The following is a 23,695-nucleotide window of genomic DNA, read 5'->3' on the forward strand; positions in this document are numbered from 1 at the left end:
GCCCGCGGGGTTCTTCACGAGCACGAGCTCGAGCGGTTGGCCGTCGAGTTCGAGCTTCTCGCCGCGCCCAAACGCCGGGCGCACTGTCGACAGCGATTCGAGCACCTCGGTGGTGGAGGCGGGCGTCACGAGGCCCGCGGCTGCGGCGCGCTCAAGCACGGCGCGCACAGTTACCAGGGCGGCAGCGGCGTTGTAGGTGTTGTACAGGCCCTCAAGCTGGAGCGGCGTGGAGTGGGACTCCCCATCAATGAGGAACGTCGCCGCGTTCTTGCCGAGCTCCAACAGCGTCACATCGGCGGCCGCGCGCGCATCGGCGGAATCCGCGGGAGCATCCGCAGCAGCCTCAGCGTGGAAGTCGTCGTCGCCGGGGAACGTGCTCAGCAGCGCCTGGGTGAGCCCGAACTCGCGCACTTCAGGGCCGCTGCCCGAGCTGGCGCGCTCGCGGGTGCGCTCGCCGATCTCGGCGATCAGGCGATCCTCGCGGTTTGCCACGAGCACGTCAGTCGTCGCGTCGGCGATGCGCTGCAGGTATCGCGCGGTGGTGTCGATCTCGCCGAAGCGGTCGAGCTGATCCCGCAGCACGTTGAGCAGCAGCGTGAAGCGCGGCTTCACCCGCTCGATGAAGAACATTGCGTGCGCCTCGTCGAGTTCGAGCACGGCGACATCGGCGTCGAGTTTGCCGCCGATGGAGCCCTCTTCGACCATCGCTGCGACGACGCCGCGGGAGAAGTTCGATCCGGTGCGGTTCGTGAAGACCTTCAGGCCCTGGGCCTCGAGCATCTCGACGATCATCTTGGTGGTGGTCGTCTTACCGTTGGTGCCGCTCACGGCGATGACGCCGAGCGGCAGACGGTCGAGGCCGCGGCCCATGAAGCCGGGGTCGAGGCGCTCGACGACGAGGCCGGGCAGCGCGGATCCGCCGCCCCGAAGCCTCGCCACCGCGCGCACCGTCTTGCCGATCGACGCCGAGAAAAAATCACGCATGGATCAAGATTACTCGCCCAGGAGGTCTGGCCTCACGCGCCGCGTCCGTTCGACGCTCTGCTCGTGCCGCCACTTCTCAATCACCGCGTGGTTTCCGGAGAGCAGCACATCGGGGACACGCCTGCCACGCCACTCGGCGGGCTTGGTGTAGCTCGGGTACTCGAGTAGGCCGGACTCGTGCGACTCCTCAACCAGGCTGTCCGGGTTACCGACGACGCCGGGCAGCAGGCGCCCGATCGCCTCGATCATTGCGATCGAGGCCACCTCTCCCCCGTTGAGCACGTAGTCACCGATGCTCACGAGGCGCACGCGACCGCGCTCAGCGTACTCGTCGAAGACGCGCTGATCGATGCCCTCGTATCGGCCGCAGCCAAACACCAGGTGCTCCTCGTGGGCGAGTTCTCGCGCCATTGCCTGCGTAAACACGTCGCCGGCCGGCGAGGGGAAGATGATGAGCGGATCGCTCGCTTCCTCCCCCTCCAGGATGCCGTCGAGGACCTGCCCCCACGGCTCCGGCTTCATGACCATGCCGGCGCCGCCGCCTGTGGGCGTGTCGTCGACCGTGCGGTGCTTGTCATGCGCGGATTCGCGCAGGTCGTGCACGTTGAGGTCGATGAGACCCTTGTCGCGAGCCTTCCCCATGAGCGACAGTTCGAGCGCGTCGAAGTAGCCGGGGAAGATCGTGACGACGTCGATTCTCACGCGCCGGATCCCGGGTTCTGCGTGCCGTCTTCGATCGCGCCCTCGCCGAAGAGCCCCGCTGGCGGAGTCATCGTGACGATGCCAGCCTCGAGGTCAACGCTCGGCACAATCGCCTCAACAAAGGGAACGAGCACGATGCCGCCAGGGGTCTGCACGGAGAGCAGATCCTGTGCCGGGAAGTGCTGCACTTCTGCAACCGTTCCCAGCTTCTCGGTCGTGCCGTCTTCGAGTGGCTGCACGACGTCGAGCCCAACGAGCTCGTGGTCGTACCAGGCGTTCTCTTCGGAGCCCGCGGCGACCGCCTGCTCGTCGATCCAGAGGATCGCGCGCACGATGCTCTCGGCCGCGGTGCGGTCGGGCACCTCGACAAAGAACCCGACGGGCATGCCGTTGAACCACTTGAGTTCGCGCAGCTCGATGATCTTGCCGAACCACGGCGAGTCCTCGGGCACCTGCAGGTGGAAGGAGGCACCGGGCACGAAGCGGAGGTCGGGATTGTCCGTAAACATCTCGAGCTTCACGCCGCCCTTGAGGCCGTGCGGCTTGGTCAAGCGCCCAACGCGCAAGCTCCCCGCCCCGCTAGCGGGACGGGGAGCTTGCGCACGCTTGGGAGCGTCAGCCATCAGCCGGCCTCAGGTGCGTCAGTGTCAACGATGTCGACGCGCACGCGGTCGCCCGTTGCGAGTGCCTGGATCACGGTGCGAAGCGCCTGGGCGGTGCGGCCGCTGCGGCCGATCACCCGCCCGAGGTCTTCTGGATGCACGCGAATCTCGAGGGTCTCGCCGCGGTTGCCCGCGCGCTGGTTGATGCGCACCTCGTCAGGGTGGTCGACGACCCCCTTGACGAGATGCTCAAGCGCATCAGCGAGCACCATTTCAGCCAAGAGTCTTAGGCCTCGGTGGTCTCAGCAGCGGCCTCTTCAGCCGGCGCCTCGGTCTCAGCTGCAGCCTCTTCGGCCGGAGCCTCTGCGGGCTTCTCAGCCTTGGGGCGAACGACCGACTTCTTCTTGCTGTCAGCCTCGAAGACCTCCTTGGCCTCGGGTGCAAGCACGCGCGACTCGGTGGGGCCCTCGCCGGAGAACTTGCCCCAGTCGCCGGTGAGCTTCAGGAGTGCAGCGACCTGCTCGGTCGGCTGTGCGCCGACGCTGAGCCAGTACTGTGCGCGCTCCGAGTCAACCTCGATGAACGAGGGGTTCTCGGTCGGGTGGTACTTGCCGATCTCCTCGATGACGCGGCCGTCGCGCTTGGTGCGCGAGTCAGCAACGACGATGCGGTAGAACGGTGCGCGGATCTTGCCGAGGCGCTTGAGGCGAATCTTGACTGCCATGAGATGGCTCCTTCAGGTTGTGTTACATGTGACGCCGCGAAATGTTCAGGTCGTGATGACCGAAAGCGCGGAAGCCTGGCACGCAAAAATGCGAACTAGCCAAGTTTGCCACAGCATCGACTAAATTGCAATTCTTGATGGGATCAGGGCTTTTAAATAACACCCTCCCGTTTACTGCCCCTGAACCTCACGCATCCACGCCTCAATTCCGGCCGCATCGATCGGAAGCGCGTCAGAAATGACCTCGTGGCCGGTCTCGGTGACGACAAGGTCGTCCTCGATGCGCACACCGATGCCGCGGAGCTCGGGCGGTACGGTTTCGTCCCACGAGTGGAAGTAGAGGCCCGGCTCGACCGTGAGGGCCATGCCGGTCTGCACGGTGCCGCCGAGGTAGGTCTCGTAGCGCGACGAATCGCAGTCGTGCACGTCGAGGCCGAGGTGGTGCCCGACACCGCACACGATGTAGCGGCGGTGGTGCTGGCCGTCCGCCGAGAGCGCCTCGTCGACCGAAACGGGGAGCATGCCCCAGTCGTTGAGCCCGTCGGCGAGCACCTCCATGCAGGCCGCGTGGAAGTCAGCCCAGAGCTTGCCCGGCTGCACCGCCGCGAGACCCGCACGGTGCGACTTCTCGACGAGGTCGTGCACCATGCGCTGGGCGTCGGTGAAGGTGCCGCTCGCGGGCAGCGTGCGGGTGACGTCGGCCGTGTAGCCCGAGCGCATCTCGACGCCCATATCGAGCAGCAGCAGCTCGTCGGGGTGGATGTCGCCGTCGGTGCGGGTCCAGTGGAGGATCGGGGCGTTCCCGCCCGATCCAACGATGGTTGCGTAGCCGGGAGCCTGGCCGGCAGTGCGCGCGTGCCGGTCGAAGGTGCCCTGGAGCCACCGCTCGCCGCCGCCCGAGATCGCGCGGGGGATCTCGCGGCGCACCTCGGCGAAGCCGTCGATCGTGGCGAGGTTTGCGCCACGCAGCTGCGCGATCTCCCACGCGTCCTTGATCTGGCGGAGCTCGGAGAGCACCGTTGCGAGGCGAGCCGAACGGGCCCGACCCTCGAGCGCGGCCCCTGCCCCGCGTGCGACGACGGCCGCACCGGCGATCAGCGCGTCGTCGGGAACGCCGGCCTCCGCGAGCTCGGTGATCGGGCGGACGGTGAGGCCCAGCCCCGCGGATACCTCTTCCACACCGGCGATGGGCCCGACCCAGAGCTCACCGTGGTTCGCGTCGGCGTAGAAGCCGCGGCTTCCTGGGCGCGCCGGCGGGGTGATGTAGAGCGTCGCGTCGTGTCCGCCAGACACCGGGCGCATGACGAGGACGGCGTCCTCTACCCCGTGGCCGACGGCCCACAGGAAGTCGCTGTCGGCGCGGAACTCGAAATAGGTGTCGTTCGCGCGCAGCTGCGAGCGTCCGGCGGTCACTACCAGGGTGGCGCCTGGTAGCTCGGCGGAGAGCCGGGCGCGATGATCCGCCGCTGCCTGCGCGGCCCCCGGCTCGACCTTCAGCTCGCGCGAGGCCTCGCCCCACCCGTCGGCCATCCACGAGGTGAACCCCTTGGACTCGCTGATGAGCGGCATGCGGGGGTCGCGGCGCGTCGCTCGCGAGTTCGGCATGCCCGACTCCCAATCGACTACGTTCACGGTGCTCCCGAGGCCGTTCAGCGTGGGGCCGTCGTGGTGATGCGTCATGTCTCTGTAACCCTTTCGAGGTCGTAATGTGTGGAATTAGTTGCGGGCGCTCGGGCTGCCGCCGAGGCGCACCTCGAGAGCGTCAAAGAGCCGCGGGGCGACGTTACCGAGCCGCAGGCCATCGTGCTCGTACTCGTTGGTAACCCAGGCGTGGACGCCCTGCACCCGCGAAGCGGTGTCAAGCGAGAGCTGCGCGTCGACGTACATGTCGTCGAAGTACACGGCGGCCTCGACCGGCACCTCGTTGCGCGCGAGCTGCTCGTGATCGTAGGTCTCGATCGGCTGCGGGTTCGCGGCGAGGTGGTTCACTGCTGCCTGGATTCCGGTGAGCGCACCGATCTCCTCGAACATCCACGGGAACACGGTTTCGCCCGTGAAGTTCAGCGGGCGCGCTGACTCGGCGAACTCGGGGTGGCGCTCGCGCTCGGCCTGCGCGGCCCAGCTGCTCGGGCCGGGCCCGTAGATCGCTTCTTGCAGCGCGATGAACAGCGGGTTCGTCGCGAAACCGGTCTCGGCCTCCACCGTCGCGAGGAACGTGGCCGAGAGTTCAGTCTCGGCTTCGTCGGCGAAAGCCTCGTCGAAGATCCAGTGCACGCGGTCGAAGCCGGGCTGCATACCGAAGTCGAAGCCGAGGGTCTGCAGCCGGCGCACGGTGAGCCGGTCGCCGCCGGGCAACCGGACGTCCTCGCGCTCGAGCATGTCGGCGACGCGTGAGATGCGCTCGACGAGGTGCGGGTGGCGCGCGCGGAACTGCCGGTTCTTCTCGGCGATCCGCGGGAAGGTGCGTGAGTAGACGACCGCGGGGTCGGGATCGATGCTCGGCAGCCCGCCCGTGATCGCCGAGGCGACAACCGACTCGGGGAAGTGCGAGAGATACTGCAGCGTGAGGAAGCCGCCGTAGCTCTGGCCGAGGGTCCACCACTGGCGGCCCGAGAAGTGTTCCTCGCGCAGCGCCTCGAAGTCGCGCACGATCGAGTCCTGGCGGTGCTGCGCGAGCAACTTCGCACCCGCGGCGGCGTCGAGGCCTTCGAAGCTGCGTGCGCTCAGCGGCGTCGAGCGGCCGGTGCCGCGCTGATCCGGCAGGATCACCCGGAAGCGGGTGACCGCGTCACCGAGCCAGCCGTCAGCTTCAAGCGGCCTGGGCGACTTCCCGCCGGGGCCGCCCTGCAGGAAGACGAGCAGCGGGAGGTCGGCGTCACGCTTCGTCACCTCGGTGACCTCGCGCGCGAACACGCGGATGGTCTCCCCCGCGGGCTCGTTCCAGTCGAGTGGCACGGTTACCCACAGGTCGCGGGCAACAAGGCGGGTTCCGATGGGGTACCAGTCGGTCATTTTCGGGCAGTCCTTACTCTCGAATCAAGCAGCGCGTACAGGGTATCGACGATCAGGTTCGACAGCACGACGAAGAGGCCGCCGAGGAGCACGATGGCGATGACCACGGGGCGATCCTGCATCGCGACGCTCGTCACCGCAAGCGAGCCAACTCCGGGAAGCCCGAACACCTGCTCGATCACAATCACGCCTCCGAGGAGCATACCGATGTCAATTCCCAGCTGGGTGACCAGCGGCGGCATCGCGCTGCGGAACGCGTGGGTGTAGGTGACCCGGCGCTCAGTGAGGCCCTTGGCCCGGGCAGTGCGAATGTAGTCCTGGCCGAGCACGTCAAGCATCTGGCCGCGCGTCAGGCGCGCATACACGGCCGCGGTCACCAGCGCGAGCGTGAGCCACGGGAGCGCGAGGTGCCAGGCCCACTGGCCCGGGTTCTCAGTGAACGGCACGTAGCCCGAGGGCGGGAACAGCGTGACGCCCATCTTGGTAGGCAAGAAGTACAGGGTGTACAGCGCGATCATGCCGAGCACGAAGGTCGGGAAGCTGATGCCGACAATCGCAAAGCCCTGACCGATGCGGTCTCGCAGCGTGCCCGGGTGCTTGGCCGACGAGACTCCGATGGGAATTCCGATGGCGAGCCACACGATCACGGCGCCGAACACGAGCGACATCGTGACGGGAATGCGGCTCGAGAGCAGATCCCACACCGGCAGATTCGACCGGTAGGAGAAACCGAGGTCGCCCTGCAGGAGGTTCCCGAGGAACATGAAGTACTGCTGGATCATGGGCTTATCGAGCCCGAGATTCAGGCGAATCTGCTCCATCAGCGCTTCCGTCGCCTTGTCGCCCGCGATGACGCGCGCGGGGTCGGTGGGCGAGACGTAGAAGAGGATGAACACGAAGATGCTGAGCAGGAAGAGTACGAGCGCGCCGAAGCCGACGCGAGAAAGGACATAGCGGATCATGCTTTGTTCCCCTTCGAGGAGGTCGGATCGAGTGCGTCGCGCAGCCCATCGCCGAGCAGGTTAAACGCGAGTGTGAGGGCAAGGAGGGCGAGGCCTGGCACAAGCACCATCCACGGCGCAACCATGTACATGGAGCCGTTGGCTGCGTCAGCGAGCATGTTGCCCCAGCTCGGCGTCGGCGGCACGATGCCCAAGCCGAGGAACGAGAGCGTCGCTTCGAAGACCACCGCTGCGGGAATACCGAGTGTTGTGTAGACGATGATCGGCACGACAAGGTTCGGGAGCACGTCGCGGAACATCATGGAGAAGCGCGATTCCCCGAGGGAACGCGCGGCCTCGATGTACTCGCGTTCACGGATCGCGAGCACCTGTCCGCGGATGACGCGTGCGAGCCCGGCCCAGCTGAAGAACACGATGACGATGATTGACAGGCCAAGACTCGGCCCGAGCACCGCAACGAGCGCGATTGCGACGAGCAGGAAGGGCACGCTCATCACGAGGTCGATGATGCGGCTGAGCAGCGTGTCGACCCATCCGCCGAAGAAGCCAGCGGTCGCGCCGATGATGACGCCAATTGCCGAGGCGATGAGCGAGGCTGCGACGCCGACGAGCAGCGAGACGCGAGCGCCGTACGCGAGGCGCACGAATACGTCGCGGCCGAGCTGGTCGGTGCCGAGCAAGAACTCCGCGTTCGGCCCGACTGGGATGCCGGAGGCCGACAGGCCAGTCTCGCGGAACTGCTCGGTGGGGCCGTGGCCGGTCCACTGCGCGATGAGCGGAGCGCAGATCGCGAACAGCACGATGCCGAGAATGACGACCGCCGAGATCACGCTCGCAGGGTCGCGGAGCAGCCGCGCCATCGTGAGCTGCACCGAGCTCTTCGCCTGGATATCGGCAGCCTTCTGGGCCGCGTATCCGGGAGTGATAATGAGCTTCGTGTCTTTGGAGAAAACCTTATTCACAGTGCCCCTCCAGTTGCTGAAACGAGTACGCGTTCGCGCTCGACGCGCGGGATCTCGGGGGCGGCTGCCGAGAGCAGCTTCTTCGTGAACGCCTGCTGCGGATCGCCATAGACAGTCTCCGCGTCGCCAAGCTCAATAATCTTGCCGCCGTCCATCACCGCGATCCGATCGCACACGTGCCGCACCACCGCAAGATCATGCGAGATAAACAGGTAAGTGAGGCCGAGCTCACGCTGCAGCTCATCAAGCAGGTTGAGCACCTGCGCCTGAATCGACACATCCAGCGCCGACACCGGCTCATCAAGAATCACAAGCTCAGGGTTCAACGCGATCGCGCGGGCGATGCCGATACGCTGGCGCTGCCCGCCCGAGAACTGCGACGGGAACCGGTTGTAGTGCTCCGGGTTCAGGCCCACGATCTCCATGAGCTCCTGCACGCGGGCGAGCCGATCGTCACCCCTTGCGACCTTGTGAATACGGAACGGGTCGCCGATGATCGAGCCCACGCGGCGCTTCGGGTTCAGCGAACCAAACGGATCCTGGAACACCACCTGCACCTTGCGGCGCATCTGCCGCCACTCGGCATCAGAGAGGTTTCCGATGTCTGCGCCGTCGAAGCTGATCTTGCCGGAGCTCGGCGGGATCAGGCCTGCGATGGTGCGGGCGAGCGTCGTCTTGCCGCAACCGCTCTCCCCCACGAGGCCGAGGGTCTCGCCGCGGCGCACGGTCAGCGAGATGTCGTCGAGAACCGTGCGGGGCTCGCCCCTGCGCTGCGGGAACGACACCGTGAGGTGTTCGACGGTGACGATGCTGTCGTCGCTCGAGACCTCGATCTCGGCGGCCGGCATCTCGGGGGCCTCAGGTTCGGTCGGAGGCGTCTCAAGCCAGCACAGCGACTCGGTGCCGTCATCGAACTGCTGCAGGGGCGGCGCCTCGCCGCAGATGTCCATCGCGTTCACGCAGCGGTCTCGGAAGACGCAGCCGGTGGGCGGGTTGAGCAGGCTCGGCGGGCGGCCCCCGATCGGGATCAGCGGGGTGCCCGGAGCACGGTTAAAGGAGGAGGAACGCAGCAGGCCAGCCGTGTAGGGGTGCGCGGGGTTGCCGAGCACGTTTTCGCTCGTGCCAACCTCGAGCTTGCGCCCGCCGTACATCACCATGACGCGATCGGCGACGCGCGACAGGATGCCGAGGTCGTGGCTGATCATGAGCACGGTCGCGCCGAAGTCCTCGCGCATCTCGGCGAGGAGGTCGAGGATCTGGGCCTGGACTGTGGAGTCAAGGGCGGTGGTCGGCTCATCGGCGATGATGAGCGCGGGGTTGAGCGAGAGACTCATGGCGATCATCACGCGCTGGCGCATGCCACCGGAGAACTGGTGCGGGTAGGCGTCGAAGCGCGCTGCGGGGTCAGGGATCCTGACCTTCTCGAGCAGCTCGATCGCGCGGGCCTTCGCGGCCTCTTTCGTGACCTTCTCGTGGGCACGGATCTGTTCAACGATCTGCCATCCGACGGTGTACTGCGGGTGCAGGCTCGAGAGGGGATCCTGAAAAATCATGCTGATCTCGGCACCGCGCTTCTTGCGCAGGCCCTCCGCAGACAGCGTGAGCAGGTCTTCCCCCTGGAACATGACCTGGCCGGAGCGCTTTGCCTGCGGGATGAGGCCCATGATCGACTGCACAAGCACAGACTTGCCCGATCCGGACTCTCCGACGATGCCGAAGAACTCGCCTTCGTTCACCGAAAATGAAACGTCTTGCACGGCGTGAACCGCGCCATCTTCTGTCGGAATGTCTACGACGAGATTCCGAACATCGAGTATTGCCACTCGTACTCCAAGGTTTGGTGGTGTGCGTGATGAGGCGGCGAACCGTGCGGCGGCGAATGGTGTTCCACCGCCGCACGGCTCACGCACCGGCGTTACTGCTTGAGCCAGACGTTCGTCCAGTCTCCGTTCTGGGCGAGCGCGTAGATCGCGAAGTCCTGCACACGGTCAGAGTGGTAGTTCGCCTTCTTGCGCGAAACAATGCTCACGATCGGCGAGTCTTCCATGACGGTCTTGTCGACCTCGTGCCAGAGCTTGCCTGCCTCCTCTGGCGTCGCAGCAGCGAGCGCCTGGTCAGCAAGCTCGTTTGCCTTGTCGTTGTTGAAGTCGACGTAGTTGTACGACTGCGGGGTGCCGTCGAAGGTGAACTGCGGCTGGAAGACGGAGCGCGCTGCGCCGCCAACCCAGTCGGGCGACCAGCCGACGAGCGCAACGTCCCACTCACCGGTGGAAGCGTTCTCGCGGTTCGTCATAAAGTTCGCGTAGTAGTCGGTCGGCGGAACCGGGAAGAGCTCGACGGTGATGCCAGCCGCCTCAAGGCTCGACTGGATCGTCTGCGCAATGTCTGGCTGGGTGCCAACGTTGCGGTACGGGAACTTCAGGGTGAGGTTCTCGACGCCAGCTGCCTTGAGCAGCTCCTTCGCCTTCTCGGGGTCAGCCTTACCGCTCTTGTCGCCGTACAGGCTGAACTCTTCGTACCCGTTGATTCCGGGGCCGAAGATTCCATTGGTGACCGACGCAATGTCCTCGCCGCCCATGACCTGCACAACGGCCTGCTTGTCGATTGCGTACTGAATTGCCTGGCGCACCTCGAGCTTCTGGAGCGCGCTGTCGTTGTTGGTCGTGGCCGTGTTGAACCACATGAACTGGTCGATGCCACCGTTCTCCATGGTGGTGAACTTCTTATCGTTCGCCGCCTGGAGCTGCTGGATGTTTGCCGGGCTCGGGCTGAGGTCGAAGAGCATGTCGGCCGAGCCGGCCTGCAGCTGCTGCATCGCCGCGTCGCCCTCGACGCCCATCGTCATCTGGATCTTGTCGACGTTCGCCTTGCGCAGTGGGTCGCTATCTGCCTTCCACGACTCGTTGCGTACGAACTCCCACTTGACGTCGGGCGTGTACGAAGCCACCTTGTAGGGCCCCGAGGAGACGAAGTTTGAGCGGTACTCAGGCGAATCCGGCAGGTATTCCAGCACCTCGATGGGCGCGGGGTTGGCGGTCGGAAGGCTGAGCATCGAGGTGAAGTCGGAGGCGGGCTCGACGAGCGTGAACACGACGGTCTGGTCGTCGGGTGTCGCGATGCCCTTGATGTCGTTGGACTCGACGTACTCCTTCATCGCTGCGGCCTCTGCGGGCACCTTCGCGAAGCCCTCGCAGTACTCGGACATGCCGTCGATCAGGCTGATGAAGTAGCCACCGAGTGCGGCCCCGATGTGGGGGTTGCAGATGCGCTCGATGCCACGAGCCACGTCGCCAGCGACGATCGGGCGGGCACCGTCTGGCGCATCCCACGTGACACCGTCACGAATCTTGATCTCGTAGGTGAGACCGTCTTCGCTCGCGGTGGGAACCTCCTCAGCGATATCGCCGGTGAGCGCGATGCGTTCGTCGACATCGTTCGAGGTTTCGTAGCTGAGGATCGAGCGCGAGAGCGAGCGCACGACGCTGTTCACCGGCACATATGCCGTGAGCTGGGGATCGAGTCGATCCACGTCACCGTTGGCGAGTACCTTGAGCGTGCCGCCCGACTGCGGTTCGCCGCCTGCTTCGCCACCCCCACCGGAACCGCCGGTTGCACACCCGCTGAGCACGAGCATTGCGGCTGCGCCGAGCGCAACGCTTGAGAGAATCTTCTTCCGAGCCATAGAGTCACCTTTGAATCGCTGAGTAGGCTGCGTCACGCCCGTCGGGCGTCACGGATGCAGATCACATCACGAGTACCATAGTACATGTCAACCATCGCACTCTACACGTTGTCTCCCGGGAGTGTCGAGGTCTCAGGCCGAGCTCCCCCAACGCGGCTACGCTGGAACGTATGCACAGCAGCACGACCGCCAACGGCGACCCGGTCCACTCCCCGTCCGGCCACGAACTCACGATTACCCATGGTGACGCTGAAGCGCGCATCGTGACCGTCGGGGCCTCACTCGCTAGCTACCGCGCCTACGGCCGCGACATCGTGCTCCCGTTCTCCGTCGACGAGATCAGGCCGGCCTTCCGCGGCGCCACGCTCGCTCCGTGGCCGAACCGCATTCCCGACGGCAGCTACCTCTTCAGCGGAGAGCAGCAGCTCCCCCTCACCGAGCCAGGGCGCGGTCATGCCCTACACGGCCTCGTGAGCTGGCTCGACTGGACCGTGCTCGTACACTCGCAGAGCTCTGTCTCGCTCTCGACCGAAATCGTGCCGCAGCCCGGGTACCCCTGGCGCGTCGCGGTGACAACCGAGTACCGCCTCACCGGAGACGGCCTTACCCAGACAGTCACCGCGCGCAACCTCTCGACAGAGCAGGCCCCCTTCGGCACCGCACCGCACCCGTACCTCGTCGCACCCCACGGCGAACTCGACACCTGGACACTCGAGCTCCCGGCCGAAACCGTGCTGCTGACCGACGACCGACTGTCCCCGAGAGGCACCGCCCCGGTCGAGCACGACGCCGCACGTTTCGACTTCCGCGAATCCCGCCCCATCGGCATGGCCCAGATCGACCACGCGTTCACGCGCCTCGGCCGCGACGCCGGCGGCTACGCCCGCGTGCGGGTCACCGATCGCACGGGCCACGGCGCCGAGCTCCGCTTCGACGAACGCTGCCCCTGGGTGCAGATCCACACCGCCGATCAGCCGAACCGGCAGCTCAACCGCCTGGGCCTCGCAGTCGAGCCGATGACCTGCCCACCCGCGGCGTTCCAGTCTGGCGAGGACCTCCTCGTCCTCGCCCCGGGCGCCGAGGCCTCGGCGGCCTGGACGATCGCCCCGATCGAGCCACCACTCGCGCAGCTCGAGCCCTAGCATCGGTCCTGCGCGACCTAGCGGTCGAGCAGCGCCCGCTGAGCAGTCGGCCTCGCAGCCGGCCGAGTACCTGCGCGGCCTAGCGGTCGAGCAGCCAGCCGAGCACGTGCGGGAAGGCAAGCATTCCGCCGATGACGGCGACGAACGCCGCCGTCGTCCACGCGGTCGAGCGGCCACGCAGCCGCCGACCCTGCGCAGCGATCTGTGCGCGCGGCCGTGCCGCGCGCGGATCCGAGTAGCTTGCGGCCTGATGCACGAGCTCCGCACCGACGAGCTCCGCGAAGTAGAGGAGCGCGGCGCTCTCCGCGCCGTCCGAGCGAGCAGTCACGCGCGACGATGCAAGCTGCAGGCGGTCATCGATGACCTCGATATCCCAACGGCTCCCGTAGTCGATGAGGCAGGCCATCACGTCGGGGGTGAGCAGCTCGAGCGCGTCTCGCTCGTAGCCCTCCGGAACGTAGGTCGTGAAGTACCTGTCGAAGTCGCCCTCGAGCGACAGCCGCTGCGTGCCGGGTAGGAGCGTCCGCAGGCTGCCGTTGCCGCGCGCGTCGATTATGAGGTGCGGCAGGGCTCGCGGCAAGCGAAGCGACAGGTAGCGGAAACCGTTCCGCGGCCCCCTAGGGTCGCTCTTGCCGCCGGTGTAGCTCGCGATGCCAATCGCCAGGTCGGGGTCGCTCACGTCGCGCCCTCGCCACAGCACAAAACTACTCCGGAACAGTGACGCAGGCGGCGTCGCGCCGATGGGCGGTCGCCGCTTGGCGGGGTCACGCGGCCCGGGAAGCTTCTCCGCGAAGAATACGCCCAGCCGCGCAGGCGGATACCCCATGCGCATGTAGCCGATGTCCTCGCGCTTTGCGAACAGCTCGAAGGCGAGGCCGCGCCGGGTGTCGGCGGGCATCGACAGCATGATCAGGCCCCACATCCAGAGCAGAATCGAGGTGAAGAGGAAAACGGCGATGAGGAAGCCGTGAGCCCATTCGATCCACCCGGGCAGCGACACTGGGCGCGGCCACTCGAAGGTCAGCCCCACCCACAGCAGCGTACTCAGCGCCGCCGGGACGCACAGCAGCCCGCCGAGCGCCGCCTGGCGAAACACCGTCGGCTGTGCCGCACGGACCTCGGCCCAGGACACGCGAACCGGCCACGACGCGCGCAGGCTCGCCAAGCGATCCGTCGCAGCGTCCCGGCGAGCTCTTCCGCTCATGCGCGGCCCTCCGGCGGCTTAGCGGAGTCCGCCACCGAGCATCTGCTGCAGCTTCTCCATCTCTTCAGGGCTCGGAGCAGCGGCTGCTCCCCCGCCCTTGCCGAGACCGAAGCCTGAGCCGCCCTGCGTCGCGGGCGGCTCAGCGGGAAGCTGGGCGCGCTTTGCCGGGTTGCCGGAACGCTTCGCGCCCTTGCCCTTCTGCTGCTGCTTCTTCTTGCCGCCGTGGCCCCCCATGCCGGGCATCGGGCCCATACCGGGAATCTGTGGCATGCCGCCGCGCGCAACGGTCTTCATCATCTTCGCGGCCTGCTCGAAGCGTTGCACGAGGGAGTTCACGTCGGTCACCGTCATGCCAGAGCCCTTCGCGATGCGCAGGCGACGCGAGCCGTTGAGGATCTTCGGGTTCTGCCGCTCTTCCATCGTCATCGACTGGATGATCGCCTCGGTGCGCACGATCTCACGCTCGTCGAAGTTCTCGAGCTGATCCTTCATCTTGCCCATGCCCGGGAGCATGCCCATCATCTTCTTGATGGATCCCTGGCCACGCAACTGCTGCATCTGCCCGAGGAAGTCGTCGAGCGTGAACGCATCCTTCGCGATCTTCTCTGCGACCTTCTTCGCCTCTTCCTCGTCGAAGGCACCCTGTGCCTGCTCGATGAGGGTGAGAATATCGCCGAGGTCGAGGATACGGCTCGCCATGCGGTCTGGGTGGAACGGCTCGAAGTCGTCGAGACCCTCGCCGGTTGAGGCGAAGAGGATCGGCCGGCCGGTCACGCCACGGATCGACAGCGCGGCACCACCGCGCTGGTCGCCGTCAAGCTTGGTCAGCACGACACCCGTGAAGTCGACACCCTCCTGGAAGGCCTGCGCGGTCGCGACCGCGTCCTGACCGATCAGCGAGTCGATGACGAAGAGCACCTCGTCGGGGTCGATGGCCTTGCGAATATCGCTTGCCTGCTTCATCATCTCGGCATCAACGCCGAGGCGGCCCGCGGTATCGACGATGACGAAGTCGTGCTGCTTGGTCTTCGCCTCAGCAACACCCTTCTTGGCCACCTTGACCGGGTCGCCAACGCCGTTGCCCGGCTCCGGTGCGAAGATCGCGACGCCAGCCTGCTCGGCGACAACGCTGAGCTGCGTGACTGCGTTGGGCCGCTGGAGGTCACACGCGACCAGGAGCGGGGTGTGGCCCTGTCCCTTCAGCCATTTAGCGAGCTTGCCGGCGAGCGTCGTCTTACCCGCGCCCTGGAGACCCGCGAGCATGATGACTGTCGGCGGGTTCTTCGCAAACTGCAGCCGTCGCTGGTCGCCGCCGAGCACCTCGACGAGCTCCTCGTTGACGATCTGCACAACCTGCTGCGCGGGGTTCAGCGCGCGGTTGACCTCGTCTCCGAGGGCGCGCTCGCGCACCTTGCCGGTGAAATCTTTAACGACGTCGAGCGAGACGTCCGCCTCGAGCAGGGCGCGACGAATCTCGCGAACCGTGCCGTCAACGTCAGCCGCCGAGAGTTTGCCCTTCGAACGGAGGTTCTTGAAGGTGTCGGTAAGCCGCGAGGAGAGGGTGCCGAAAGTAGCCATAGTGCGAACAGTCTACCGCGCCGCGGCGGCTGAGGGTGGCGGCCGCGCGGCCGTGCGATATCGGGTCCGCGCCCGCGGCCACTCCTGGTCAGTTTGCGCCAATCCAGCAGGACGTTTCGCGGAATTCTGGCGTGGAGTGACCAGCAGTTGTGGGGTGGGTGGGGTGGGTGGATGGGTGAGTGCCTTAGGCTCTGCGATCTAGGGCTTCCTCAAGCTGGGCGCGGAGCTTCTGGGGTTCCCGATACAAGAGCTGCGCCGTCACCCGCAGCACTTCCCACCCATTCGCCGCGTATGCCCGATACTTTTCGATGTCACGATTCGACTGGACCGCATCGGTTCTGTGGTGGTCGCCTTCGTACTCAATTGCGAGCCGCCACCGCGCATACGCGAGCTCGCTGCAGCCGAGCAGCGTTCCGTGATCGTCAGTGACGTCGAAATCAAGGTCAGGAGCAGGCATCCCCCACTCGGCAAGCTGCAGCCGCAGATGCGTTTCCGGCACTGAGGCAGCGTGAGGCGAGAGGAGTTCAGCAAGCTCCCCCACGATGCGACGCCCGGGGCGGCGAGGGCGGGCCAGCAGCCGCCGGATCTCTTCGATGCGGGCCAGGGGTTGCCGTTTGAGCCGGGTGGTTCCCGGAAAGCGTGGCGCATGCAGCACAGCGTCGCCGAGCGCGATCGCGTCCCTGCGGGGCAGCCGCATTGCGAGCGCGAGCCAGGTGCTGGCGGGGTCGGTCACAGGCACGTTGTTCACCCGGGTGACCGAAACCGCTCCCAGTTCAAAGCGGTGAGAGCGAAACGCCGCGCTCCTGCTGCTGTGGCTCGCCCCGAAGATCCCGAGGTCGAGCTCGTCGCCCGCACGGGCAGGAACTGGGAGACGCCACAGCGCCGCGGCTGTGTGGTGGCTGAAGAAAGCCCCGGCCGGCAATTTGCGGCTCAACAGTCGCGCCCGTTCGACTTGGCTACGCCGCCAGGCCAGATCCGGATGCTCGCTGTCACTCCCAGCTGGCGCAGCGGCCTGCTCGATGGCCGCGCCGCGGTGTGGCGTGCCCAGAGCCGTGAACTCACGGTCCACGTAGATCGCCCGCGCGAGTCGAAGCGCGGCTCCTGCCCGCGACAGCCGGTCGGCGCGCACGCCGGCCGCCCGGGCCTCGGCGGCGGTGAAGACCGGGCCGAGCTCGGCGAGTTGCTTCCGATATCGAGGCTCCATGCCCCAATCTTGCGGTCACGCGCGGCCCGTTGGAGATGTTCCACAGGGTTCCTCGCAACAACCGCGAGCCCTCCCCCGTGTGCGCAACGCCTGGGAGTCGCAGCCTGGCGCGGCAGGCTACCCCTGGTCAGTGTGTGCCACACAGCGCGAGATTCTCCCCCGCTGGTGGCACAAACTGACCAGCACTCGCTGAGTCCCGGGTGGTGCCGAGCCTGCGACTACTCGTACGAGTAGAAGCCGCGGCCCGAGCCCTTCCCGAGGTAGCCCTTGTCGATGTAGTCGCGCTTGATGATCTCAGCGAACTCGCGCTGCACGGGGTCAGCGCTGTCCTTGTTCAGCATGTACGGCGTCATCATGCCGACGACGTCGAAGATCTGGAACGGGCCGGTCGGAGCGCCCGTCGAGATACGCCAGGTGTTGTCGATGTCCTCGGGAGTCGCGATGCCCTTCACGAACAGCGCGCCCGCCGCACCGAGGAACGGCACGAGCAGCGAGTTCAGCACGTAGCCGGGCTGCTCCTTGTGGATCCGCACCGGAACCATCCCGATCTCCTCGGCGAAGGTGGCGACCTGCTCGAAGACGTCTGCGTCGGTTCCTGCGTGGCCCATGACCTCGCCGACGTTGAACTTCCAGACCTCGTTCGCAAAGTGCAGCGCGAGGAACTTCTCGGGGCGGCCGGTGAACGGCGCGATGTCGCTCGGGAGCAGCGTCGAAGAGTTCGTCGCAAAGATGGTCTTCTCGGGGGCAACGGCGGCGACGGCCTCCCAGGTCTGCTGCTTGATGTCGAGCCGCTCGGGGACGGCCTCGATAATAAGGTCTGCATCCTTGACTGCGTCGGCGAGGTCGGCGCTGGTGCGGATGCGGGCAACAGCTGCGTCGAGCTTCTCGTCGGTCGCATCGGCGATGTCTGCCCGGTAGGCGGCCTTCAGGTATTCCCAGCGCTCGGGAAGCTTCGCGAGGATCTCCTCGTTGATGTCATACGCAACGACATCCTTGCCCGCGTAGGCGGACTGGAAAATAATCTGTGACCCGAGGACTCCGGTGCCGAGCACGGTGAGCTGCTGCATGGTTTTGCCTTTCTCGAAAGTCGCTCCCCTGTTCGGGGCGCGTTCCGGTCTGGCGGTCGCGCTTCGTGGCTCGGCCGTCAGGCCTTACTCATAAGGTTACCAAAGGTGCGCACTTTCCGCGGAGGGTTCGCGCATCTTTCGCCAGCGGCATAGTCACCAGGGACGCCGTCACCAGCCGCACAGTCTCACCAGCGGCCCACGCGCCGAATCCCTACGCGATGAGCTGCGCGGCGAACACGTGCGGGGTGAAACCGGTGAGGTCACCGATCCCCTCGCCCTGCCCGACAAGCTTGATCGGCAGCTTCGTGTGCTCCTGCACCGCGAGCACGAAGCCCCCCTTGGCCGATCCGTCGAGCTTCGTGAGCACGAGCCCGGTGACTCCCGCGTGCTCGATGAAGGCCTGCGCCTGCGCGAGCCCGTTCTGCCCCGTCGTCGCGTCAAGCACGAGCAGCACCTCGGAGACGGGCGCGAGCTTCTCGATGACGCGGCGGATCTTGCCGAGCTCATCCATGAGCCCGCCCTTGGTCTGGAGCCGGCCCGCAGTATCGATGATCGCGACGTCGAACGACTCGTCGATGGCGCGCTGCACGGTCTGGAAGGCGACTGATGCCGGATCCTGCCCCTGCTGCTGCGGCTTGACGATCGCGACACCCGCGCGCTCAGCCCAGGTCGCGAGCTGCTCGACGGCCGCAGCACGGAAGGTATCTGCCGCGCCGACAATGATCTTCTTGTCGAAGCGGGTGAGGTAGTTCGAGAGCTTGCCGATGGTCGTCGTCTTGCCGACACCGTTCACGCCGACGACGAGGATCACGGCAGGCCGCTCGGTGAGCTTCAGTGTGGGGTCGAAGGCGGCAAGCCGCTCTTCGAGGGTTTCGCGGAGGATCCGCTTGAGCTCGGCAACCTCGCTGATGCGGTGGCGCTCGACCGAGGCGCGCACATCGCTGAGGATCGAGTCCGCGATCTCGGGACCAAAGTCTGCGGTGATCAGCGCAGTCTCGATATCGTCCCAGGTCTCGTCGGTGATCGTCTCGGACGCACCGCCAAAGACGTTCCGGAACGCGCGAGCAAACGACCAACCCTTTTCTGCCATGCCTCTAAGACTAGCGACAAGTTCGTGAGGAGAACGCGGGTCGAGATGTTGCGTATCGGCAACGAAGGTGGCGAGACACGCTGATTGGTCCGGCGGGGCTCCGCCAGCCTTGTATATTCTGATGAGACAGCAACGACGCTTGAACACACGCGCAGGTGGCAACGCGCGGGCCAATGGAGGTCAAGTGAACCACGTAAAAACACGGAGCGGCATACCCATGCGCGCCCCCGCCATCGCACTGCTCGCTCTCATCCTGAGCTTCTTTGCCTTGTCGTTTCAAGCCTTCCCTGCCCAGGCGGCGGACTGCACCCCAGACGCCAAAATCGGCTGTGTGCAGGGCATCATTAAGACGAGCACGGGAGATCCCGCCGTCGATGTCGAGCTCGCGCTCTCCGGCAAGGGAGCGAAGGAACAGACCACAACCGATGAGAACGGTCGCTGGGTCTTCCCGGTGGCTCAGGCCGGCGAGTACACGGTCACGGTCAACACCGACACCCTCCCAGAGGGCCAGTTCGCCAAGTCGACCGCGACGCGCGACGTCACGGTCGCGCTCTTCGAATCGGCGAGCGCGCTCTTCCCGCTCACCGACGATCCGGCCGCTGCGGCGACACCCGACACCGGCGGTGCGGGTGCTGACGGCGGTGCGGGTGCTGACGGCGGAGACACCGCCGAAGAGGCGAAGCCGGCGACGAAGCCCAGCGCGTCTGGGAGCTTCTCCTGGCCCAGGTTTTGGCAGCAGGCCGCCTCGGGCTTGCGCATGGGCCTCCTCCTCGCGCTCGGTGCGGTCGGTCTCTCGCTCGTGTTTGGCACGACGGGGCTTTCGAACTTCGCGCACGCAGAGATGATCTCCATGGGCGGAATCCTCGCGTTCCTCGCCATGCAGTTCACAGGCAACATTTGGATCTCCGGGGCGCTCGTCGTCGTCGTGATGGCGGCCTTTGGCTGGTTCCAAGACGCGGTCCTATGGAAACCGCTCCGGAAGAAGCGACTGAGCCTCACCCAGATGATGATCGTGTCGATCGGCCTGTCGATCGTGCTGCAGAACGTCTTCCAGTTCTTCTTCGGAGCAAGCATCCTGCGCATCGACCCGTCGACGCCGAAGACCGTCACCCTGCTCGGCGTGACGCTCACGGTGCAGTCGTATGTCGCGATGGGGATCGCGCTCGTCGCGATCATCGCGGTCGCGCTCGTGATGAAGTACACGCGCTTCGGTCGCGCCACCCGCGCCGTCGCAGACAACCGACCGCTCGCGGAGGCCTCCGGCATCGATGTGGATCGGGTGATCCGCTCGGTCTGGACAGTCGGCGTAGCCCTCGCGGGCCTCTCAGGTGTGCTGCTCGGCCTCGTGCTCAACGGCATTGCTTGGAACACGGGCTGGCACTACCTGCTGCTGCTCTTCGCGGCCGTGATTCTCGGTGGTATCGGCACGACCTTCGGCGCGATTGTCGGAGCGCTCATTATCGGCCTCGTGATCGAGCTAGCGAACATCTGGCTCCCGGGCGATCTTAAGCACGCAGCCGCACTCCTCATTCTTATCGTGGTGCTGCTGGTGAGGCCGCAAGGACTCTTCGGGCGCAAGGAACGGATCGGATAACCCATGGACTTTTGGACCGGACTCCTGCAGGCAATGCTGCAGACTGCGCTCTCTCCCGTCACCGCGGCGTTCGTTATCGCGGCGATTGGCCTGAACATTCACTTCGGCTTCACCGGCCTCATGAACATTGGTCAGGCGGGCTTCATGCTCGTCGGCGGCTACGGGTTCGTGATCTCTGTGATGAACGGGGTCGGGCTGTTCCCGGCGCTGCTCATCTCGATGGCGGCCTCCGCCGTGTTTGCGGTCCTCCTCGGGATCCCGACGATGAAGCTGCGCGGCGACTATCTTGCGATTGTGACGATCGGCGCAGCCGAGATCCTCCGCATGACCGCGAGGCTCGCGAATCTCAGTCACCTCACGGGCGGCCCGAGCGGGATCCAGAGCACCCGCTTTCGCGAGCAGCTCAATGCGCTCTCGCCGCTCCCAGAGGGGCGAACGACCTTCCTCGGCCTCGACTACTTCAACACGGGCGTGGACGACTGGTGGTCGCGCATCATCGCGTGGGGCCTCGTCGGGCTCTTCCTGCTCATCACCTGGCTCCTGATTCGCAGCCCGTGGGGTCGCGTACTCAAAGGGATCCGCGAGGACGAGGATGCGGTTCGCAGCCTCGGCAAGAGCCCGTTCTCGTACAAGCTGCAGGCGCTGATTATCGGCGGTGTGATGGGCGGCTTCGGCGGCATCATCATGTCGCTTCCGGCGACCATCAACCCCGATGGCATGTCGCGCGCTACGACATTCAACATCTGGATGATCCTGCTCCTCGGCGGCGCAGCGACGATTCTCGGGCCGCTGCTCGGGTCGATCCTGTTCTTCGTCGTTCGCCTCGTCATCACAAGCCTCGCGACCGAGTTCGTGCCGGCGAGCATCTTGAACGCGCAGCAGGCCGAGATCATCGCCTGGATCCTCATCGGACTCATGCTCATGCTGCTCGTGATATTCAGACCGCAAGGCATACTCGGCAACAAGAAGGAGTTGGCCTTCAATGACTAACTACCCCTACGACCGCACCGAACTGCGTGCGCAGCTTGCCACCCTGGAGCAACAGCCCGGGGTCGCGAAGCCTGACTCGATCCTCACCGCGGATAGCGTGGTGCGACGCTTCGGTGGCATGACCGCGGTCGACGTTGACCACCTCGAGGTGCAGCGCGGTGCGATCACCGCGCTCATCGGCCCGAACGGCGCGGGCAAGACCACGTTCTTCAACCTGCTCACCGGCTTCGACCACCCGTCGCAGGCATCGGGGCGGGACCGCGCGAGCTGGTCGTTCAACGGCAAGTCCTTTGCCCGCACGAGCGCGACGAAGGTCGCGCGCTCAGGCATGATCCGCACGTTCCAGCTCACGAAGGCGCTCACGCGCATGACGGTGCTCGAGAACATGCTCATCGGTGCGGCGAACCAGCCCGGCGAGAACCTTTTTGTCGGGCTCGTGAAGCCGCTCTGGGCAAAACGCGAGCGGGAGAACATCGAGCGGGCGGAGGATCTGCTCAGGCGGTTCAAGCTCGACTCCAAGCGCGATGACATGGCCGGCGGGCTGTCTGGCGGGCAGAAGAAGCTGCTCGAGATGGCGCGCGCGCTCATGTCGAACCCCTCGATGATCATGCTCGACGAGCCCATGGCGGGCGTGAACCCCGCGCTCACCCAGAGCCTCCTTGAGCACATCGAGACGCTGCGCGACGAGGGCACCACCGTGCTCTTCGTCGAGCACGATATGCACATGGTGCGCCACATCTCCGACTGGGTCATCGTGATGGCGCAGGGCAAGATCATTGCCGAGGGGCTGCCCGAAGACGTGATGACGAGCCCCGCCGTGATCGACGCCTACCTCGGCGCGCACCACGACCGCGATCTCGGTGACGACGACGTGATCAACACGGAGATGATTCGAACCATCGAAGAACAGGTGAGGGAGGAGAGCCGATGAGCGAGCACCAGCCAGAAATGGTTCTACACGCCAACGAACTGCATGCGGGGTACCTCCCCGGCATCAACATCCTCAACGGCTGTTCCATAGAGGCGCGAAAGGGCGAGCTCGTGGGCATCATCGGGCCTAACGGCTCGGGCAAGTCGACACTCTTGAAGTCGCTGTTCGGGCTCGTCGACATTCGCGACGGGTCGGTCACCCTGAACGGTGAAGACGTGACGCGCGCCCGCACCAACCAGCTCGTGCGCATGGGGGTCGGCTTCGTGCCGCAGACCAACAACGTGTTCCAGGCGCTCTCCATCGAGGAGAACATGCAGATGGGCATGTTCACGAAGCCGAAGAAGTTCGCGGCAAGGCTTGACGAAATCTGGGACCTGTTTCCAATGCTCGCCGACCGGCGCAAGCAGCTTGCGGGCTCGCTGTCGGGCGGCGAACGACAGTCGGTCGCGATGGCTCGGGCGCTCATGACCGAGCCGAGCGTGCTGCTGCTCGACGAGCCGAGCGCGGGCCTCTCCCCCGTCCGCCAGGACGAGACGTTCATCCGCACCCGGCAGATTAACCAGACCGGCGTGACGATCGTCATGGTTGAGCAGAACGCGCGCCGCTGCCTGCAGATCTGCGACCGCGCCTACGTGCTCGACCAGGGCAGGAACGCTCACCAGGGCACGGGCCGGGAACTCGCGAACGACCCGAAGGTGATCGAGCTGTACCTCGGTACGCTCGCGGCCGACGTGGAGGCAAAGACCGGCGCGATCAAGACCGCTGAAGAGGTGTAGCGTTCGGCGCGAGCCGCCTCCGGTTTAAAGGGTGTGCTCCCTGCATCGCGCAGTGAGCACCCCCTTTCCTCTCCGACCCTATTAATCCTGAGCGCCCCTTGCACAGGGCGAACACGGGGCGGAATAGATGACTAGGGGCTGCAGCGCGCAGGGCCACGCAGAGCTGGCCCTCCGGTGTGCGCAGCTGTCCCTCTGGAGTGCGCCCACGTCCACGGCAGCTTCCCGCCGGCGGGTGCCACAAGCACGAAAGCCTGCACGAGCGCTCCTAGCCGATGACCTATAGACCCTCAAATACAGCGAGGCCCTCCCGCTCAGTGCTGCTACTGCTACTGCTACTGCAGCACCACTCACCGGCGAAGCCCCCCTCTCCGAAGACCGCCCAAAGTACATGCTCCCACTCATTCCAAAATTCTTTTCGAAAGATTCTGTTTTGGGCCACATTTGAGGGCTTGAATGTCGGTGGTGCGTGTTTGACTACGGTCATGAAAG

General features: G+C 65.8%; 21 protein-coding genes. 5 read left to right on the forward strand and 16 right to left on the reverse strand.

The features are described from left to right. The 11 genes from ACI1US_RS09175 to ACI1US_RS09225 all read right to left on the reverse strand — a co-directional run. On the reverse strand, positions 1-984 hold a 984-nt coding region (locus ACI1US_RS09175; RefSeq protein ID WP_461639885.1), incomplete at its 3' end, for a Mur ligase family protein. 9 nt (positions 985-993) lie between these two features. Next, positions 994-1,686: a tRNA (guanosine(37)-N1)-methyltransferase TrmD gene (gene trmD, locus ACI1US_RS09180; RefSeq protein ID WP_416549653.1), complete on the reverse strand. Its 693-nt coding sequence runs from the start codon at positions 1,684-1,686 to the stop codon at positions 994-996. After that, entirely contained in the window at positions 1,683-2,309 is a 627-nt protein-coding gene (gene rimM / locus ACI1US_RS09185; RefSeq protein WP_416549654.1) for a ribosome maturation factor RimM, read from the reverse strand. Before rimM ends, trmD begins: the two co-directional genes overlap by 4 nt. After that, positions 2,309-2,557 carry an RNA-binding protein gene (locus tag ACI1US_RS09190; RefSeq protein ID WP_416549661.1) on the reverse strand — a complete coding sequence of 83 codons (249 nt, stop codon included), beginning with the start codon at positions 2,555-2,557 and terminating at the stop codon, positions 2,309-2,311. Before ACI1US_RS09190 ends, rimM begins: the two co-directional genes overlap by 1 nt. A gap of 17 nt (positions 2,558-2,574) precedes the next feature. Next, on the reverse strand, positions 2,575-3,012 hold the full coding sequence (rpsP, locus tag ACI1US_RS09195) for a 30S ribosomal protein S16 (RefSeq protein ID WP_416549655.1): 438 nt from the start codon (positions 3,010-3,012) through the stop codon (positions 2,575-2,577). 171 nt (positions 3,013-3,183) lie between these two features. Beyond that, positions 3,184-4,692: an aminopeptidase P family protein gene (locus ACI1US_RS09200; protein WP_416549656.1), complete on the reverse strand. Its 1,509-nt coding sequence runs from the start codon at positions 4,690-4,692 to the stop codon at positions 3,184-3,186. Positions 4,693-4,728: 36 nt separating this feature from the next. After that, positions 4,729-6,024 carry an alpha/beta fold hydrolase gene (locus tag ACI1US_RS09205; RefSeq protein ID WP_416549657.1) on the reverse strand — a complete coding sequence of 432 codons (1,296 nt, stop codon included), beginning with the start codon at positions 6,022-6,024 and terminating at the stop codon, positions 4,729-4,731. Further along, positions 6,021-6,986 carry an ABC transporter permease gene (locus tag ACI1US_RS09210; RefSeq protein WP_416549658.1) on the reverse strand — a complete coding sequence of 322 codons (966 nt, stop codon included), beginning with the start codon at positions 6,984-6,986 and terminating at the stop codon, positions 6,021-6,023. The genes ACI1US_RS09205 and ACI1US_RS09210 overlap by 4 nt, the downstream gene beginning before the upstream one ends. Beyond that, the gene (locus ACI1US_RS09215) at positions 6,983-7,948 is read right to left on the reverse strand and encodes an ABC transporter permease (protein ID WP_235590660.1); all 966 of its coding nucleotides are present in this window, start codon (positions 7,946-7,948) and stop codon (positions 6,983-6,985) included. The genes ACI1US_RS09210 and ACI1US_RS09215 overlap by 4 nt, the downstream gene beginning before the upstream one ends. Beyond that, complete coding sequence (locus tag ACI1US_RS09220; protein ID WP_416549659.1) at positions 7,945-9,771, reverse strand: ABC transporter ATP-binding protein; 1,827 nt, start codon at positions 9,769-9,771, stop codon at positions 7,945-7,947. The genes ACI1US_RS09215 and ACI1US_RS09220 overlap by 4 nt, the downstream gene beginning before the upstream one ends. A 92-nt stretch (positions 9,772-9,863) precedes the next feature. Further along, positions 9,864-11,630, reverse strand: a complete 1,767-nt coding sequence (locus ACI1US_RS09225) for an ABC transporter substrate-binding protein (protein WP_416549660.1) — start codon at positions 11,628-11,630, stop codon at positions 9,864-9,866. Between the two features lie 170 nt (positions 11,631-11,800). On the opposite strand from ACI1US_RS09225, the gene ACI1US_RS09230 reads away from it, so the two are divergent. Beyond that, positions 11,801-12,772 carry an aldose 1-epimerase family protein gene (locus tag ACI1US_RS09230; protein ID WP_461639890.1) on the forward strand — a complete coding sequence of 324 codons (972 nt, stop codon included), beginning with the start codon at positions 11,801-11,803 and terminating at the stop codon, positions 12,770-12,772. Between the two features lie 79 nt (positions 12,773-12,851). Here the strand turns inward: ACI1US_RS09230 and ACI1US_RS09235 are convergent, their stop codons facing one another. The 5 genes from ACI1US_RS09235 to ftsY form a co-directional block, all read right to left on the reverse strand. Further along, complete coding sequence (locus ACI1US_RS09235) at positions 12,852-13,976, reverse strand: hypothetical protein (RefSeq protein ID WP_461639892.1); 1,125 nt, start codon at positions 13,974-13,976, stop codon at positions 12,852-12,854. Positions 13,977-13,994: 18 nt separating this feature from the next. After that, a complete protein-coding gene (gene ffh, locus ACI1US_RS09240; RefSeq protein ID WP_416549663.1) occupies positions 13,995-15,554 on the reverse strand; it encodes a signal recognition particle protein in 1,560 nt (519 codons plus the stop codon). A gap of 184 nt (positions 15,555-15,738) precedes the next feature. After that, the gene (locus ACI1US_RS09245; protein WP_461639894.1) at positions 15,739-16,758 is read right to left on the reverse strand and encodes a hypothetical protein; all 1,020 of its coding nucleotides are present in this window, start codon (positions 16,756-16,758) and stop codon (positions 15,739-15,741) included. A 218-nt stretch (positions 16,759-16,976) separates the two neighbouring features. Continuing rightward, complete coding sequence (locus ACI1US_RS09250) at positions 16,977-17,825, reverse strand: 3-hydroxyacyl-CoA dehydrogenase (protein WP_416549664.1); 849 nt, start codon at positions 17,823-17,825, stop codon at positions 16,977-16,979. A 211-nt stretch (positions 17,826-18,036) separates the two neighbouring features. Then, positions 18,037-18,915, reverse strand: coding sequence for a signal recognition particle-docking protein FtsY (gene ftsY / locus ACI1US_RS09255; RefSeq protein WP_416549665.1), 879 nt, complete (start codon positions 18,913-18,915; stop codon positions 18,037-18,039). Between the two features lie 331 nt (positions 18,916-19,246). Between ftsY and ACI1US_RS09260 the strand changes: the two genes are divergently transcribed. From ACI1US_RS09260 to ACI1US_RS09275, 4 genes are read left to right on the forward strand one after another with little or no spacing between them, the layout of a single operon-like run. Continuing rightward, entirely contained in the window at positions 19,247-20,509 is a 1,263-nt protein-coding gene (locus ACI1US_RS09260) for a branched-chain amino acid ABC transporter permease (RefSeq protein ID WP_461639897.1), read from the forward strand. Positions 20,510-20,512: 3 nt separating this feature from the next. Continuing rightward, on the forward strand, positions 20,513-21,499 hold the full coding sequence (locus tag ACI1US_RS09265) for a branched-chain amino acid ABC transporter permease (RefSeq protein ID WP_416549667.1): 987 nt from the start codon (positions 20,513-20,515) through the stop codon (positions 21,497-21,499). After that, positions 21,492-22,430 (forward strand): ABC transporter ATP-binding protein, encoded by a 939-nt coding sequence (locus ACI1US_RS09270; protein ID WP_416549668.1) that lies wholly within the window; start codon positions 21,492-21,494, stop codon positions 22,428-22,430. Before ACI1US_RS09265 ends, ACI1US_RS09270 begins: the two co-directional genes overlap by 8 nt. Further along, positions 22,427-23,206, forward strand: a complete 780-nt coding sequence (locus tag ACI1US_RS09275) for an ABC transporter ATP-binding protein (protein WP_416549669.1) — start codon at positions 22,427-22,429, stop codon at positions 23,204-23,206. Before ACI1US_RS09270 ends, ACI1US_RS09275 begins: the two co-directional genes overlap by 4 nt. Positions 23,207-23,695: the final 489 nt, after the last annotated feature.

The sequence above is a fragment of the Leucobacter sp. BZR 635 genome, assembly GCF_048061935.2.
Lineage (GTDB): Bacteria > Actinomycetota > Actinomycetes > Actinomycetales > Microbacteriaceae > Leucobacter.

What these genes read in the sequence shown, in the direction of transcription:
- rimM (WP_416549654.1), bottom strand. Translation starts at nt 2,309, where the DNA reads ATGGCTGACGCTCCCAAGCGTGCGCAAGCTCCCCGTCCCGCTAGCGGG.
- rpsP (WP_416549655.1), bottom strand. Translation starts at nt 3,012, where the DNA reads ATGGCAGTCAAGATTCGCCTCAAGCGCCTCGGCAAGATCCGCGCACCG.
- ACI1US_RS09200 (WP_416549656.1), bottom strand. Translation starts at nt 4,692, where the DNA reads ATGACGCATCACCACGACGGCCCCACGCTGAACGGCCTCGGGAGCACC.
- ACI1US_RS09205 (WP_416549657.1), bottom strand. Translation starts at nt 6,024, where the DNA reads ATGACCGACTGGTACCCCATCGGAACCCGCCTTGTTGCCCGCGACCTG.
- ACI1US_RS09210 (WP_416549658.1), bottom strand. Translation starts at nt 6,986, where the DNA reads ATGATCCGCTATGTCCTTTCTCGCGTCGGCTTCGGCGCGCTCGTACTC.
- ACI1US_RS09225 (WP_416549660.1), bottom strand. Translation starts at nt 11,630, where the DNA reads ATGGCTCGGAAGAAGATTCTCTCAAGCGTTGCGCTCGGCGCAGCCGCA.
- ACI1US_RS09230 (WP_461639890.1), top strand. Translation starts at nt 11,801, where the DNA reads ATGCACAGCAGCACGACCGCCAACGGCGACCCGGTCCACTCCCCGTCC.
- ACI1US_RS09235 (WP_461639892.1), bottom strand. Translation starts at nt 13,976, where the DNA reads ATGAGCGGAAGAGCTCGCCGGGACGCTGCGACGGATCGCTTGGCGAGC.
- ffh (WP_416549663.1), bottom strand. Translation starts at nt 15,554, where the DNA reads ATGGCTACTTTCGGCACCCTCTCCTCGCGGCTTACCGACACCTTCAAG.
- ACI1US_RS09245 (WP_461639894.1), bottom strand. Translation starts at nt 16,758, where the DNA reads ATGGAGCCTCGATATCGGAAGCAACTCGCCGAGCTCGGCCCGGTCTTC.
- ACI1US_RS09250 (WP_416549664.1), bottom strand. Translation starts at nt 17,825, where the DNA reads ATGCAGCAGCTCACCGTGCTCGGCACCGGAGTCCTCGGGTCACAGATT.
- ftsY (WP_416549665.1), bottom strand. Translation starts at nt 18,915, where the DNA reads ATGGCAGAAAAGGGTTGGTCGTTTGCTCGCGCGTTCCGGAACGTCTTT.
- ACI1US_RS09265 (WP_416549667.1), top strand. Translation starts at nt 20,513, where the DNA reads ATGGACTTTTGGACCGGACTCCTGCAGGCAATGCTGCAGACTGCGCTC.
- ACI1US_RS09270 (WP_416549668.1), top strand. Translation starts at nt 21,492, where the DNA reads ATGACTAACTACCCCTACGACCGCACCGAACTGCGTGCGCAGCTTGCC.
- ACI1US_RS09275 (WP_416549669.1), top strand. Translation starts at nt 22,427, where the DNA reads ATGAGCGAGCACCAGCCAGAAATGGTTCTACACGCCAACGAACTGCAT.